At 44.3% G+C, this 14,710-nt stretch carries 17 protein-coding genes; 8 read left to right on the forward strand and 9 right to left on the reverse strand.

All coding sequences use genetic code 11. The features are described from left to right. Window positions 1-2: 2 nt before the first annotated feature. From lptA to HCJ96_RS10525, 5 genes are read right to left on the reverse strand one after another with little or no spacing between them, the layout of a single operon-like run. Complete coding sequence (gene lptA / locus HCJ96_RS10505) at window positions 3-569, reverse strand: lipopolysaccharide transport periplasmic protein LptA (protein ID WP_169211009.1); 567 nt, start codon at window positions 567-569, stop codon at window positions 3-5. Then, window positions 526-1,101 carry an LPS export ABC transporter periplasmic protein LptC gene (lptC, locus tag HCJ96_RS10510; protein WP_169211010.1) on the reverse strand — a complete coding sequence of 192 codons (576 nt, stop codon included), beginning with the start codon at window positions 1,099-1,101 and terminating at the stop codon, window positions 526-528. Before lptC ends, lptA begins: the two co-directional genes overlap by 44 nt. Then, on the reverse strand, window positions 1,098-1,652 hold the full coding sequence (kdsC, locus tag HCJ96_RS10515) for a 3-deoxy-manno-octulosonate-8-phosphatase KdsC (RefSeq protein WP_169211011.1): 555 nt from the start codon (window positions 1,650-1,652) through the stop codon (window positions 1,098-1,100). The genes lptC and kdsC overlap by 4 nt, the downstream gene beginning before the upstream one ends. Continuing rightward, the gene (locus HCJ96_RS10520) at window positions 1,652-2,623 is read right to left on the reverse strand and encodes a KpsF/GutQ family sugar-phosphate isomerase (RefSeq protein WP_169211012.1); all 972 of its coding nucleotides are present in this window, start codon (window positions 2,621-2,623) and stop codon (window positions 1,652-1,654) included. Before HCJ96_RS10520 ends, kdsC begins: the two co-directional genes overlap by 1 nt. 3 nt (window positions 2,624-2,626) lie before the next feature. Next, the gene (locus HCJ96_RS10525; RefSeq protein WP_169211013.1) at window positions 2,627-3,583 is read right to left on the reverse strand and encodes a calcium/sodium antiporter; all 957 of its coding nucleotides are present in this window, start codon (window positions 3,581-3,583) and stop codon (window positions 2,627-2,629) included. Between the two features lie 339 nt (window positions 3,584-3,922). Here HCJ96_RS10525 and mlaF point away from each other — a divergent pair, with 339 nt between their 5' ends. The 8 genes from mlaF to HCJ96_RS10565 all read left to right on the forward strand — a co-directional run bounded on the left by mlaF (window position 3,923) and on the right by HCJ96_RS10565 (window position 9,663). Next, window positions 3,923-4,723 carry a phospholipid ABC transporter ATP-binding protein MlaF gene (gene mlaF, locus HCJ96_RS10530; protein ID WP_169211014.1) on the forward strand — a complete coding sequence of 267 codons (801 nt, stop codon included), beginning with the start codon at window positions 3,923-3,925 and terminating at the stop codon, window positions 4,721-4,723. Next, a complete protein-coding gene (gene mlaE, locus HCJ96_RS10535; RefSeq protein WP_169211015.1) occupies window positions 4,720-5,496 on the forward strand; it encodes a lipid asymmetry maintenance ABC transporter permease subunit MlaE in 777 nt (258 codons plus the stop codon). Before mlaF ends, mlaE begins: the two co-directional genes overlap by 4 nt. Before the next feature lie 9 nt (window positions 5,497-5,505). Further along, a complete protein-coding gene (mlaD, locus tag HCJ96_RS10540; RefSeq protein WP_169211016.1) occupies window positions 5,506-5,976 on the forward strand; it encodes an outer membrane lipid asymmetry maintenance protein MlaD in 471 nt (156 codons plus the stop codon). A gap of 59 nt (window positions 5,977-6,035) precedes the next feature. Beyond that, window positions 6,036-6,671, forward strand: a complete 636-nt coding sequence (locus HCJ96_RS10545) for an MlaC/ttg2D family ABC transporter substrate-binding protein (RefSeq protein ID WP_211162789.1) — start codon at window positions 6,036-6,038, stop codon at window positions 6,669-6,671. A 2-nt stretch (window positions 6,672-6,673) separates the two neighbouring features. Further along, entirely contained in the window at window positions 6,674-7,003 is a 330-nt protein-coding gene (locus tag HCJ96_RS10550) for an STAS domain-containing protein (protein WP_343034704.1), read from the forward strand. A 23-nt stretch (window positions 7,004-7,026) separates the two neighbouring features. Next, window positions 7,027-7,284 (forward strand): BolA family protein, encoded by a 258-nt coding sequence (locus HCJ96_RS10555; RefSeq protein WP_169211018.1) that lies wholly within the window; start codon window positions 7,027-7,029, stop codon window positions 7,282-7,284. A gap of 16 nt (window positions 7,285-7,300) precedes the next feature. Then, complete coding sequence (gene murA / locus HCJ96_RS10560) at window positions 7,301-8,563, forward strand: UDP-N-acetylglucosamine 1-carboxyvinyltransferase (RefSeq protein ID WP_169211019.1); 1,263 nt, start codon at window positions 7,301-7,303, stop codon at window positions 8,561-8,563. 338 nt (window positions 8,564-8,901) lie between these two features. Continuing rightward, on the forward strand, window positions 8,902-9,663 hold the full coding sequence (locus tag HCJ96_RS10565) for a LysM peptidoglycan-binding domain-containing protein (protein WP_169211020.1): 762 nt from the start codon (window positions 8,902-8,904) through the stop codon (window positions 9,661-9,663). A gap of 176 nt (window positions 9,664-9,839) precedes the next feature. On the opposite strand, the gene HCJ96_RS10570 is transcribed toward HCJ96_RS10565, so the two are convergent. The 4 genes from HCJ96_RS10570 to HCJ96_RS10585 form a co-directional block, all read right to left on the reverse strand. Next, window positions 9,840-10,499, reverse strand: coding sequence for a response regulator transcription factor (locus tag HCJ96_RS10570; protein ID WP_169211021.1), 660 nt, complete (start codon window positions 10,497-10,499; stop codon window positions 9,840-9,842). 180 nt (window positions 10,500-10,679) lie between these two features. After that, window positions 10,680-11,564: a hypothetical protein gene (locus tag HCJ96_RS10575; protein ID WP_169211022.1), complete on the reverse strand. Its 885-nt coding sequence runs from the start codon at window positions 11,562-11,564 to the stop codon at window positions 10,680-10,682. After that, window positions 11,554-14,046, reverse strand: a complete 2,493-nt coding sequence (locus HCJ96_RS10580; protein ID WP_169211023.1) for a fimbria/pilus outer membrane usher protein — start codon at window positions 14,044-14,046, stop codon at window positions 11,554-11,556. Before HCJ96_RS10580 ends, HCJ96_RS10575 begins: the two co-directional genes overlap by 11 nt. Then, window positions 14,027-14,704: a fimbrial biogenesis chaperone gene (locus HCJ96_RS10585; protein WP_169211024.1), complete on the reverse strand. Its 678-nt coding sequence runs from the start codon at window positions 14,702-14,704 to the stop codon at window positions 14,027-14,029. The genes HCJ96_RS10580 and HCJ96_RS10585 overlap by 20 nt, the downstream gene beginning before the upstream one ends. Window positions 14,705-14,710: the final 6 nt, after the last annotated feature.

Genomic DNA, 14,710 nt, shown 5'->3' on the forward strand with positions numbered 1-14,710 from the left:
AACTACGGTTGTTCCTTATCTTGCTTAGACGCTTCATTTTCATTTTGTTCATTTATTTTTTTCACCGATTCGGGTCTGAATACGGTGGTCACGCGTCCCTGTGCATTTTCATCGTCACTGGTGGCAAGTAATTGCTCTTTATTCATGTCGTAACTGATGGTATCGCCTCTGACCGAACTGGTATCCTGCTGCAACTGCGCATTACCTTTCAGCGAAATCATCCGTTTGTTCACTTCGTAACGAATTTCGTTGGCCTGGGCTTTCACCAAAGTGCCATCTTCCATTTTCTGCTGATAATTAGCCGGTTCACCTCGAGCAATAAAGATTTCTTTGCCTTCACCATTCGACGCATTTACTTCAACTTCGGTCGCATCGATTTTCAGCGTTCCCTGAGTGATGCTCACCTCGTCCTTAAATATCGAAATTTTATTTTTGCCATCTACAAATTGCGATTTGGCATCAACCTTAATGGGTTGTTGAAAGTCTTTTGGACCTGCCTGACTTAAACAGGAAAGCAGGCTAAAGCTAATTATTAACAGTAGCTTTTGGGGCAAACGTCGTTTGAACATGGTCAATTAACTCATAATGTTTGGTACGTAAGTTAGCATTTAAGCCATTACTTTCTATAGTATAATCAATCCCCTGAATTGTAACAGGCTGGTCTGATACCATTTGTCTTGTATCAAGGTTAAGCTGAATATATTCAGTTTTGACTGATTTAATAAATTCATCCGGGCCGTCGCTGGTTAATTCGACATTTTTATCCAGCTGGATAACATTTCCATTGTATAACGTACCTTCTTCGGCACTCACTTTCCATGGCGACTGATCTTGCTCAGCATATATTGAATATTGGGGCTGAGTGAAAGTTACGAAACCCAGCAAGTCATAGTGTTCCATCGTTCGCGCGAAAACCTGATGATGGATATTGCCCGTCTCGTCATAAAGTGTCGTGGTGATATTTTTCGCACTATACGCTGGTCTATGGGCATTTTCTTGCTGCAGGTTGGCGTTTTGTGGCGTCTCATTCATCCAGGTTGGAAGATAAACCAGTAACGACAACCCAAACAACACCGCAATACTTAGCGTTAATCGACTCATACGCTGGCACCGTGAATAGTGTTGAGCAAACCATTAGCCTGCAGCAGGGTATCAGACACTTCGCGCACAGCACCAAAACCGCCACGGGTGCAGGTTATCCAATTTGCTTGTTGTTGTACGAGTGGATGCGCATCTGCTACTGCAATTTTAATGGCAGCGTGCGCGTACATGCCAAGATCTGGCATGTCATCACCTATGGCAGCAACTTCGCTAGTCGTGAGGTCGAGTTCCGAAAGAAGCCTGCTCGCTGCAATTCCTTTTTCTTCACACCCTTGAATAATATGTGGAACGTTTAAAGCTTCCATACGTTGTTGGACGATAGCTGACTGTCTTCCGGTAATTACGGCAACTTTTATGCCAATTTTACCAAGCGCTTTAACTCCGTAGCCGTCACGGGTATGAAATGCTTTAAGTTCTTCACCCTGGTTTCCAAGATAAATGCGCCCATCAGAAAAGACTCCATCGACATCGCATAACAGCAGCTTGATGCCCTTAAGATGCTCGAAAAAGGCATCGTCCAGATTGGTGTAAAGCGTCTTGATTTGGCTCATCAGAGTACACCTGCTCTTAATAACATGTGCATGTTGAAAGCGCCCACTGGTTGTTGTGACTCATCTACCACCATCAGTGCACTGATTTTATGCGCCTCCATTGTATTAAGGGCCTCAACAGCAAGGTCATCAGGGTGCACGGTTCTTCCACCTGAGGTCATGACATTTTGTACTTCAGTATGGTGAATATCAATTTGTGCATCCAGAATTCGTCGCAAATCCCCGTCAGTAAATATGCCCACCAGTTGATGGTTTTCATCAATGACGCCTGTCATGCCTAAGCCTTTCTTTGATATTTCTAATAATGCATCAGTTACCATATCATGAGGCGATACCAGCGGTAACTGCTCGCCACGAAGCATAATATCACTGACTTTCAATAATAGTTTACGCCCCAGACTGCCGCCTGGATGAGAAAGAGCAAAGTCGTCAGAGGTAAAGCCTTTGGCGTCTAATAGCGCAATTGCCAGGGCGTCGCCCAGTACAAGCGTAACGGTGGTACTGGAAGTGGGTGCAAGGCCCAGCGAGCAGGCTTCTTTTTCAACTGAAATATCCAGCACGATGTCCGCATGACTACCCAGCGAACTGGAACGGCTGTTCGTCATGGCTATTATCGGCACCCCTAATCGTTTGACCACCGGCAGTATATTAAGTAGCTCAGCCGTTTCCCCACTATTCGAGATGGCTAATAAAATGTCGTCGTCGCCCAGCATGCCCAGGTCGCCATGGTTAGCTTCGCCGGGATGCATGAAAAAAGCGGGGGTTCCTGTACTGGCAAGGGTAGCGGCTATTTTGTTACCAATATGACCGGATTTGCCCATGCCACTGACCACAACCTTGCCTTTGCAAGCTAACAATAGTTCACATGCGCTTTCGAATGCCTCACCTAATCGTGAAGACAATTGATTGATTGACTCCTGCTCAATGGTGATGACCTTTTTTGCCGATGAAATAAATGAAAACTCTGTCATGACCTATCCAAACAGCCAATATTGATAAAACAAAAAGCTCATTACTAATATAAAGCCTTCTTTACGATTAATCTGACGACGCCCTTTTAAGTCAAAACTGAACAAAAAGAGCATAAGGGTCAAGCCTAACATCACATACATATCACGCTCATAGGCACCTTCTTCAAGTAGACCCGGGGCGATTAAGCCAGGCATGCCCAGTACCGCTAAAAGATTGAAAATGTTTGAACCAATAATATTGCCCAACGCCAGGTCGTCTTCACCTTTGCGCACAGCGGCGATACACGTTGCCAGCTCCGGTAGACTCGTACCCAGTGCAATGATAGTCAGTCCAATCACCAGATCGCTAATGCCGAAATGACCTGCTATAAATACGGCGGATTCGACCAGAAACTGCGCGCTTAACGGTAATAATAATAAGCCCACACCAATCCATAACACTGCAGCGCCGGTGTTAACATCTTTGGGAATTTCATCGGCCGTTTCAGCCATTAGTGGGTCATTCTTATCTACCTGCAATGAAAGCCACGCCATACCGGCTAACACGAAGATAAACAAACCGAAGAGAATCATGCCTTCAGATCGTGCCAACTCGCCATCAAACATGAAGCCCATTGCAATCAGCGTGATGATAATCAACACCGGCATCTCGCGTTTCAAGGTAATGGAAGAGACCACCAAGGGCTTGACCAAGGCTGTAATACCCAGCACTAAGGCCACATTGGTGATGTTAGAGCCCAACGCATTACCCACACCCGTATTCATATTTCCATTGGCAGACGCAATGGCAGACACGACAATTTCTGGTGCGGACGAGCCCATAGCTACAATGGTTAAACCAATCATCATCGGCGATACGCCAATATTGCGCGCCAGTGCTGAAGCGCCATATACAAATCGGTCTGCACTCCAACCTAAAACAATCAATCCCAAAATAAAGATAGTTATTTGTAAAAGCACTCTATTTCACTTCTCACTTTCAACAGCAGGTGATTTTAGTAAGATTGTCGCAAAAACATAGGCTTTTGCCTAATTTAATTAAGCGATATCTCATTTGTTACATCCTATTTACATTCGTAAATTTCGAACATACCTTGTAACTTTTTGCTTTTGCCACGGCGACTTGAAAAAGCGTACAATAGCCTTATTTATCGAACCGCGGTCGCGTACGTTTGAAGGGTAGCACATAATCGGCTCGGCAATTGCTAACCTTGCGGTTGTATTCTGCTGGCTTACGTGCACTGAACGCAAAGCCTGCTTTAATTAATTTATGCACACGTCAAGGATCGTACTGGTAAAATGGATAATCTGGTTGAAATAGATGACATCACCTTTAGTCGTGGAGACCGCCTTATATACGATGGCATTACCATCGGCGTTCCTAAAGGGAAAATTACCGCTGTCATGGGGCCAAGTGGAATCGGTAAGACCACGTTACTCAGGCTCATCGGCGGCCAACTGCAACCAGATAAAGGTGATATACATTTCGATAACAGCTCCATTGTGAAAATGAGCCGGAGTCGTTTGTACGAGACGCGCAGACGCATGAGCATGCTTTTCCAAAGTGGCGCGCTGTTCACCGACATGACGGTTTTCGATAACGTGGCCTTCCCGCTGCGTGAGCACACCAGATTGAGCGAAGATATTATCGCCACCATTGTCGCACTTAAGTTACAGGCGGTGGGATTGCGTGGAGCGGCATCACTAATGCCTTCTGAACTTTCCGGTGGTATGGCAAGACGAGCGGCGCTGGCGAGAGCGATTGCGCTGGACCCTGACTTGATTATGTTTGATGAGCCCTTTGCTGGACAGGACCCTATTTCGATGGGCGTGCTGGTGAAGCTGATTCGGGAATTAAACGACGCGTTGAATTTAACCAGCGTAGTAGTCACACATGATGTGAATGAAGTAATGACGATTGCCGATTACATTTACATTCTGGCTGACAAACGAATAATCGGGCAGGGCACCGCCCAGCAAATCCGAGAAAGTGAATCGGAACTGGTTCAACAGTTTTTGGAAGGTAAAGCGGATGGACCAGTGCCATTTCATTATCCCGCCCAAAACATGGAAGAAGCGATGTTTGGAGTGACGTCATGAATGCTATTCATGCAATAGGTGCTAAAACGATATCACGCTTTGCCGCCGCAGGTAGAGCGGCGCTGATGCTATTCGGTGCGCTAATTGCCATGCCGCGTATTAAAAATGTTCCGTTAACCATCAAGCAGGTTTATGTTGTTGGGGTTCAGTCACTGTTAATTATCCTGGTGTCAGGATTGTTCATCGGTATGGTTATGGCGCTACAGGGCTATACTATATTGGTTGATTACGGCGCCGAAGCCAGCCTTGGTCCAATGGTTGCTTTGTCGCTGCTTAGAGAATTAGGGCCAGTAGTGACGGCACTTTTGTTCGCTGGCAGAGCCGGCTCAGCGCTGACCGCAGAAATTGGCTTAATGAAAGCCACTGAGCAACTGAGTAGTCTGGAAATGATGGCAGTGGATCCGCTTCGCCGGGTCGTGGCACCCAGGTTTTGGGCTGGATTAATTTCAATGCCAATGCTTGCTCTGCTGTTTAGTGCAATTGGTATTTTAGGTGGCCATCTGGTGGGTGTTGATTGGTTAGGCGTCGACAGTGGTAGTTACTGGTCAATTATGCAATCGACCGTTGATTTTGATAAGGATGTCGTCAATGGCATTATCAAAAGCCTTGTTTTTGCTACAGTTGTCACCTGGATTGCCATTTTTAAAGGGTATGATTGCATTCCAACCTCTGAAGGAATAAGTAAGGCAACCACCGAAACAGTTGTGTTTTCATCGTTGGCCGTATTGGGTTTGGATTTTGTATTAACCGCACTGATGTTCGGGATTGAATAAGGAGTAATAATGAACAAGTACAGAGTGGAGTTGATGGTAGGCGTATTTGTCCTGTTAACCATTGGGGCAGTGTTATTGCTGGCACTTAAAGTGGCGAATCAAACCATCACCAATCAGGGGGACACCTATACCTTGTTTGCAAAGTTCGACAACATCGGTGGTTTGAAAGCACGTTCAGCGGTGAAAGTGGGTGGGGTGATTATAGGCCGGGTTGACTCAATCCGGCTGGATCAGGAAGACTTTACACCTGTGGTTGAGCTGAGCATTCTTCAGGAATACAATGCATTTCCTGAAACCAGCTCAGTTTCTATCTTAACCTCTGGCCTGCTTGGTGAACAGTACGTAGGCTTTCAGCCGGGCTTTGCCATTGATGGCGTGGAAAATTTAAAGGATGGCGATTATTTACAGGACACTAAATCGGCGCTAGTCCTGGAAGATTTAATTGGTCAATTCTTATTTAATAGAGGAAAAGGTGAGTAGTAGGCGCTCACTCTTTCAGTTTTTTTAGGTCTTAGGAGCACAAAGTGAAAAGATTAACGATGGTCATTAGCCTGTGGGTATGTGCAATTTTTGGTGCACACGCAGCGCAAACGATTAACGAAGAGAACCCCTACGAGCTGGTTCAGGATGTGGCCATGAAAACCTTCGATCGGATGAAGGAAAATCAACAAAAGATTGAGAATGATCCGGAAGTATTGCGCACCATCATGGAAGAGGAATTACTGCCCCACATTGACTACCAGTTTGCGGCATTTATGGTGTTGGGAAAGCATTTCAAATCGGTACCGAAAGCGAAGCTTTCTGAGTATGTCAGCGTGTTCAGACAATATCTTATTACCACCTACGCTGTTGCGATGGGGTACTATGATAATCAGGACGTCGAGTTTGAACCCGCCGCATCGTATGCGGACAAGAAAAGTGTAACGGTGCGTGCTATTGTCAAGGATCCACAGCGCCCAGAAATTAATATTGCATTCAAGGTCAGAAAAGATAGTCGCACCAATGAATGGAAAGCGTATGATATGGTGGCTGAGGGTATCAGCATGCTGAATAGTAAACGCAGCGAGTTTGAGTCAATATTACGACAACAAGGCATCGATGAAGTGATCAAACTGATGAACGATAAGATTGCTGAGCCGGTACAGTTGAAAGAACGTGAAGAAACAGCGGAATAAATGTGAACCCAATTTTTCAGGTCAACCATAATGGCACCGTGGCGGTTAAGGGCAATCTTGACCGTGATGTGTTAAATAAAAACTGGTGGGAGATGCTTGACGCAAAACAGCGCAATCAGCTAATTTCCAATCAGCGATGTGTTTTCGATTTAAGCAGTGTTGAGCGCGTAGATAGCGCGGGGTTAGCCTGGCTGGTAAATGCCGTGAGAGACGGCCGTAAGCATGGTGTTGCGCTGAACCTTAACGATGCGCCAGCAAAGCTTGTCAAACTGGCGAAAATCAGTGAAGTAGACAGGTTATTGCCTCTGTCTAAATCGACTGAAGCCGTGTAAACGAATATAAATATAGGTTTTTAATGGAAGCAAAAGAAATTGAAGCGGTGCTCTCAAAAGCACTGAATCTGGCTGAAGTACATGTCAAACAGGATGGCTCACATTATACCATTATTGCGGTAAGTGATGAAATCAGCGAGCTTAGCCGTGTCAAACGTCAGCAAGCCATCTATGCCCCGCTCTCTGATAAAATTGCTGATGGCACTATGCACGCCATATCCATCAAAACATTCTCTGAGAAAGATTGGCAGCGTGAGCGTCAATTTCATCTGCCTTCTTAAGTAACAGGGTGTATTTGTGGAAAAACTGATTATAACCAAAAGCCCACCTCTGCGCGGAGAGGTCACCATTTCAGGCGCGAAGAATGCAGCCTTACCGTTGCTGATGACGACGCTGCTAACCGATCAGCCCTGTCATTATACAAATGTACCTGTCTTGCGTGATATCAATACCACGGTTGCATTATTGAAAGAGCTTGGGGTGCGTGTGGATAAGCACGCAGACAATCAAGTGATGCTTTGCGCAAATGAATTATCCAGCGTTACTGCATCGTATGAGCTGGTACGTACGATGCGCGCATCGATATTAGTGCTTGGCCCGCTGCTGGCGAAACAGGGTAAGGCCAATGTTTCTTTGCCCGGTGGTTGTGCAATAGGTGCACGTCCGGTAAATCTTCATTTATCCGGTTTGGAAAAAATGGGGGCTAAGATCGAGGTGGACGAAGGCTACATTCGTGCCGAGGTCAATGGCAGATTAAAAGGTGCCAGAATTTTTATGGACATGATCAGTGTTGGTGCCACCGAAAATCTGATGATGGCAGCGACGTTGGCGCAAGGAACCACTGTACTTGAAAATGCAGCCAGAGAACCTGAGATAGTCGATTTGGCGTCCTGTCTGGTCAGCATGGGGGCAAAGATTACTGGGGCAGGAACCGACAACATCACTATCGAAGGCGTTGATGAGTTAAGCGGTTGTGACTACAGCGTATTACCCGATCGCATAGAAACAGGCACCTTTCTTGTTGCTGCAGCGGTTACGGGTGGCAAAATTAAGTGTATTGACGCCGCACCACATACACTTGATGCGGTTCTGGACAAGCTTGAACAGGCAGGCGCTAAAATTGAGATTGGTGATGACTGGATCGAGCTGGACATGGAAGACCGCAAGCTAAAAGCGGTCCATGTTAAAACTGCTCCTCATCCTGCCTTCCCCACTGATATGCAGGCACAGTTCGTCACCCTAAACTGCGTCGCCGCGGGAACTGGGGTCGTCACCGAAACAATTTTCGAAAATCGATTTATGCACGTTCCGGAACTGCAGCGAATGGGAGCCAGTATTTCTTTAGAGGCTAATAGCGCAGTAACCGATGGCAGCTCCAGACTCAAAGGCGCCCCCGTAATGGCGACTGACCTTCGTGCTTCGGCAAGTTTAGTTATTGCCGGGCTGGTGGCTGACGGTGAAACCCATGTTAATCGAATATACCATCTTGACCGCGGATATGAACGAATTGAGGAAAAGTTGAATAACCTCGGCGCGAGTATTCGACGGGTAAGCGCGTAGCGTAGTGGCGTATATTCGTCCATCCACAACGTCACGCGAATTTGTTAAACAACACTGATCTACCGTAATTGCAAAGATTCTGCGTAGATCAGTGCTTTAAGAGAACATTTTTTATTTCTTGTCATTTTCTGCTGATTGCAAAAAGTGAGATGAGTGAAGTTTTTACGAAGTGCTTATTATCTACACAATAAGCTAATGATTTAACGCTGATTCTCATTATTAAATTATTGTAATCTACTGTTGTTCACTTTTTCCTTCGTTAACTAATTGACTCATCCAATTGGTGTACGCCTTGCGGCGAATAACCCCGCAAATATTATTTTTCAAAGGAAGCATTAATGCTTAAGGTGAAAAAAAGTAGTTTGAAAAATTCCATTGTCGCAGCACTGGGTTTAACGGCATTAGCAGGTTGTGCGGGTAACGGAGACGCGGAAGATCGTTTTGCAGCGAATTGCGATACCGCAACAATGGCTGAGCTTAAGGAACTTAATGAAGCTCTGACTAATGCGATTCGTACTGAAGTCGTCATTTGGGAGCCCGCTGAAGCGATTGTGGTCCAAAATGAGCTCGAAGCAGCAATTCAGAATTGTGATCCCAATGCATCGCCAGCGCTAATTGCTCGTGCAGAAAAAGAAGTTGAAATCTATGAGCGCAAGGTAAAGGAAGCGGAAGATCAGCGTTTAGCTAAAGAGCGCGAGCAGAAAGAGAATGAACGCTATTTAGAAATGGCTGAGAAGGAATGGAACAAGGTTCAGACCTACGACAACCTCAGCGACGATCAACAAGAGATGAAATCAGAAGGGAAAACGGCGTTAGATAATGACCAGGGTCGCGAGTCGTACCAGATTTTATCAAGTTTAAATAGTGAATTACGTGACCGCGTTGAAGAGTACGTGGTGCAAGAAGGTGACACGTTGTGGGACATCGCAGCCAGAACGCAGATTTACGGGAACCCATGGCAATGGCCAGCGATTCACGATGAAAATCGCCAGGAGATCACCAACCCGGATCTTATTTATCTTGGTCAGAAGTTGATGATTGATAAAAATGCTGAGCAAACGCAACTGACGGCGCAGGCAAAGCAAAACAATTTGCTGTAATACCGGCGTTAGCAAATATGGCCGCCTCAAAAGGTTTGGACTGATTGTTCAGACCTTTTTTGTATTTAACTGTGTTAAGTCGGCTGAGCGATTCCTGCACCTGATAAGCCAAACGCTTGCAGAGAAATTCTGGTAAGGATAACGTGTTTTGGCCAAACAAAGCGGGAGTAGAACCTTTACTGCAGAACATGGTAATTAATTTTTGCGATGGCTTCGCGTCGATTTTTAACACTGATTTTTTTATAGATACGATAGAGATGGGTTTTTACCGTACTTTCTGCTAAAAACAGCAATTCCGCGATTTGCCCATTCGTTTTTCTTTTCGCTAATAATTGTAAAATTTCTATCTCTCGTTGACTGAGCAACTTCATTTGACTGCTCTCAAGGACTTGATAAGCCAGAGGTTTATAAACAGAAATAAGGGTAGACATCAATTTTCGCGGTAACCAGTATTCCCCCTCGCTGACCGCTTTAACACACTTGCTCAAATGCTCTACGGGCGCACTCTCGTATAGGCAGCCTTTTAAGTTTTTCAGTTTTTTAATGTCTGGTTCGGTTATGGAATCTGGAACATCATATACAATTAGGTCGGTAGATTGGCTCCGTCTGGCTAATTCTCGAATGAGCGCTTGAATTGTAGGCATTTTGTACGATATCAGTGCTACCGAGTAGTCGTCGAAATCCTCATGGGTAACTGACGGAGGAGTCAAATTTTTGCGGATAACATGGGTGTTTGGTAAGTTATTAAGCTCACGTTCAACAAACTGTGATTGTATGTTGTCTTTACAGATGAACAAAATAGAAATTGGTTCGGTTTTGTCGGCGCAATCCAGCATATCTAGTTCCTTTATATTGACTAGAGGTTTTTAACAGCTAGAAAACCTGTTTTTACTTTTAAATTAAGGATGGGGCAACGTTCTAAAAAAATGCAGCACTTTTTTATTAATGTATTGGGATAGCACAAATCTGTCGACTTGTCGAACTTATGAAACGACGAATCAGTTTATTTATGGACATTATGGAATGGTCGATAGTGAAGGAGAGATCGATATCTGTAGTGAATCAGAATACGTGCCTCCAATCCTCTCACTCGTATCCCCAATCGTAATATGCAATGGGATAAGATGACTGCTGGTAAATTGGGCTGAACGTAATAATGCTTTAGTTTGCGTGAGATCGAGATAGTGCTCATTAGCCGTTAAACGATAATCAATGTCCCACTGTGCATCATTCGACTCATGTCGCAATCTACCAAAATGCTCAGATGCGAAGCTGACGGTGTATCCCGCGTTACTTTTTACGTATAAGCGTGGAATTTGCGAGATCACTTTACCCGAATGCAGCCTTCCGATATTAAGTTCGTATCGTTGTTGAGAAATCCCATAGAACTGAATTTGGGTGGCAGGAATAACATCGACGAATAGGTCGTATGACGCATGTGGAATATCCAAATTTCTAGCCAATGTGGCATCGACAACGAACACGGAAATATCCCCTCTATATTGGGTTGCGGGTACCCATTGGTCAGCGCTAAACCGCATTCGTAAAACCATGCTGGGTTGTGCTGTTGTGAGGGTACCAAGCCAGCCTCCAATCCGCTCACTTCCTGTGGCTGCATGCCATTCAAAGTTCAATCGCTTTGCTGTAATTGAAGACAGAAAATCAACACCGTCATCGACGTGTGTCAGAATGCGGAAGGTACATTCGTCCCCCGTGATATTGGCACTCACTTGAAATTCAGCGATCAGAGGATAGACCCCGCCTTGTTGGATGTCATATACAGGGGAAGAGGTGATAGGCGATACCATCAGGTTTGCTATCTCACATGCATACGTTTTACTGCAACCGAACGTAAATCCCATTATGAGTGTCAAACCTGCGAACGTTTTTCTATTCCACATAAATTTCTCCTAGCCTGACCAGGGTCTCAGGCGCATTACGTAGGTCGATGATGGTGCTGAGTTTATCTGCCGTGTTAAGTTCAAGGCGATAGACTCCTGGCTTTAGTCCAGAGATTGCAAATACCCCCTTGCTATTTGAAAAGAACTCTTGCGGCTCCGCCAGATTGTCACCGTCTTGCAAGGTAGCCAAACCTGAAACCAACCCCAAATCGCTACCCGTTGCTTTTGCCTTTAGTTGACCTATTACGGTAATGACTGCATCGGAACCTATTTGAAATAAATAACCTCGTTTATAAGAGGGATTTATACGAAACGCACCTTCGCCCAAATCGTATCCCACCGGTAAATTATCGATGTCATAGGGAATTAACTGAGGTGAGTAGGCCAAAAAATCTGAAAGTAATGCAGTATCAAAAGTATCTAAAATGGCTTTTGAATATCCCTTTTCAACCGACGGAGATACTGAGACTCGGTTTTCACTTAAGTTAGCGTGCTTTGTAACAATCGCAAACCCTTCCCTTACAGGCCGGCCAATAACAAATTCATTTCCTGCAAACGCCAAAGATGAACCAATGTTTATTCGGGTGGATTGTACTCGATTCGCCGAATCGAAACTGGTGTAGCGCTGTGAATAACGTCCTGACGCCTGAAAGCTAGAGCCATAGTAACTAGCGCCAGTATCCAGTCCTAAGCTCTGTTCAGCGCTTGAAATTAAACTGGCAAAACCACTTAAACCACCAATGTAGCCCACATTATTATGATAGTAGGCGTCCATAGCATATTGCTCGTTGTTAGAGTTATAGCTTGCTTTCATTCGAGATGCACTGCTAAGTGAGTAGCTGACTGCAAAAGAAACGTTCCACTCACTACCAGTAAACTCACTGTTCAGATAATTTGTGCGTAAACTCCATGTAGCAGAAGTCGAGAAAAGTTGACCGGAAAGGCTCGGTGAGACCTGCCAATAATTATTACCTCTTGAATCATCGTGCCGATAGCTCATGGCTAGAGAAGCATTTAGCGTTTCATCAATAGTAGCGGATATTGTTCCTGAGACGAAATGTGATGAGCTGGACGCGGCGTCTATATTGAGATCATTGATGTTCAATTCGGTAAAATTAGGAGAAAAATACTCATAAAAAATGTTGAGTCTGGGGTTAAACGAAAACATGTGATCAATTTCGGAATCAAATGCAATCCGATAGGCTGAGCCCCGGCCGGCAATCTTACTGTGACTTCTGGTAGCAGCAATTTCAAACACCCCCAATTTACTGGCAAAAAGCGCATGTCCTCCCAGTTGATGCGTGTTTTCGTTTTTTTGAGCGTTTGCGCCCACAGTCAGCCATGGCGAAAGGCCGTATTCGATATAACCATGTGCTATTCTATCGTCGTACAGATAATTTAATTGATTATTCTCATAAACGCTTGGAGCGCCATAGAGAAAGCTATATTCAAATTCTCCTTCACTAAGCAGTTCCAAGCCAGTGGCTACGGAGAAATCGATCAGTTCTTCTAGACCTGTATGATCACGAATAATTAAGCTGATATCGTTTGATCCTGGCGAGAGTGGAATATCATCTAAGTCATAGTTACCAGCCTCAAGTGATAAACGCCTCAATAAGACCCCATCAATAATTACATCAACTTCAGCGTTTTGCTGCAAAGAAAAGCTGCGGCGTGCTTTAGGACGAATATTGCGGGTAGGGATGAGAGAGAAATCCCTGCTAATGCCAACGCCAAGAATATCGACACCGCTTTGGAAGCTGATGCCAGGGTTGAACAAATCACCTATGCTCACTCGGGTGCCGAAATCAGCAAAGTCATAATTTATGCGCGACCCTTCGCGTTCGAATTGCAAGGTGCCATCGAACAGCTCATGGTAACTTGTTTCATTTTCAATGTTGACCTTACCTATATTCAATGCAGAATCGATTCTGCCACTAACAAATCTTTTTGATGATTTCTCTGTTGCAAAATCCATTTGAGATAAGCCCAAATGAAGATTGATAAATCCGCTCACAAATTCAGGTTTGTGAAAATTGTGAAACGCTTCGTTTTGCCTATTGGTTAAAGAAAGCGCATAGGTTTTTTTCATATTGTCAGGCACCGTGATTACACATTCAAACGTGGATTGGTCAAATTGAAAATGCAAACCTGCTTTAGCAAAATCTTCCTGCGATAAAGTTTGTTTATCGCCGATTGATAATAAATTTACTACCACTCGGTCGACTAAATGAGGTGAAAGTAATTCGGATAGATTCTCTTTAGAGAGTAATACTTTATTATTAGCAGTTATAATAACAGTGGCTTCACCGACGATTTTTTCACCAATCTTCAGAAGCGTAATAAATTCTATATCAGTGCCGGTAGAATTAAGGGTGACCTCACTGGCGAATGCAAGGTTGATGCTTTTTGAATAGACAAAAAAAATCAATACAACACAAAAATAAGCATTGACGTTTTGCTTATTTACTAAGCTTTCCATAATAATTTCCTTGCGGAAAATCATACTTGTTTTCAACGTTTATTGTTGTTTGTGGAGGCAGAAATCTTTCACCAATTAAGGATGATAAAATGATGCTTTTAGAATCAGCGCTGGATTTAAATGTGACGTAATTTGAAAAGGTGTAGCGATTTCCTTGATTTTCAATAATGATTTTATCTTTTTTGGCTCTAATAAAAATTTTCGCGCTTTGTTTGCTGGTATATAAATGAACCAGAGCATTATAGTGCAGCTGAATTTTTAAATTTGAGTAGGATTTATTTTCTGCAGATGAAACTGCCGGTGATACTAAATCAAGTCTGGTAAACTGGACGTAATAGCTCTCAGATTCAGTAATTTTTTTGTCTCCAAGCCATCTACAGCGGAATACCTGCTTTGCACCCGGCCCCAACATGGCAGCAGGGGGAAAGACTTGGATGCTATCATCACGATAAGTCGTCGTTGAGTGCTTTCCATCAGCTGAGAAATTAACCCGCAAAAGTGTAACCTCAAGCGGAATTTTCTTACTGGTGTTGTTGTAAACAACCAACTGTGCTGCATTTTCAGCGGTCAGGTCATATTCCAACACAGTAGGCGTAATCACAATAGCGGCTACCGACCCTGAATACAGGCTGATGATAAATATAACCAACCAAAACATCGATGT

It is taken from the genome of Alteromonas ponticola (assembly GCF_012911815.1).
GTDB classification, from domain to species: domain Bacteria; phylum Pseudomonadota; class Gammaproteobacteria; order Enterobacterales; family Alteromonadaceae; genus Alteromonas; species Alteromonas ponticola.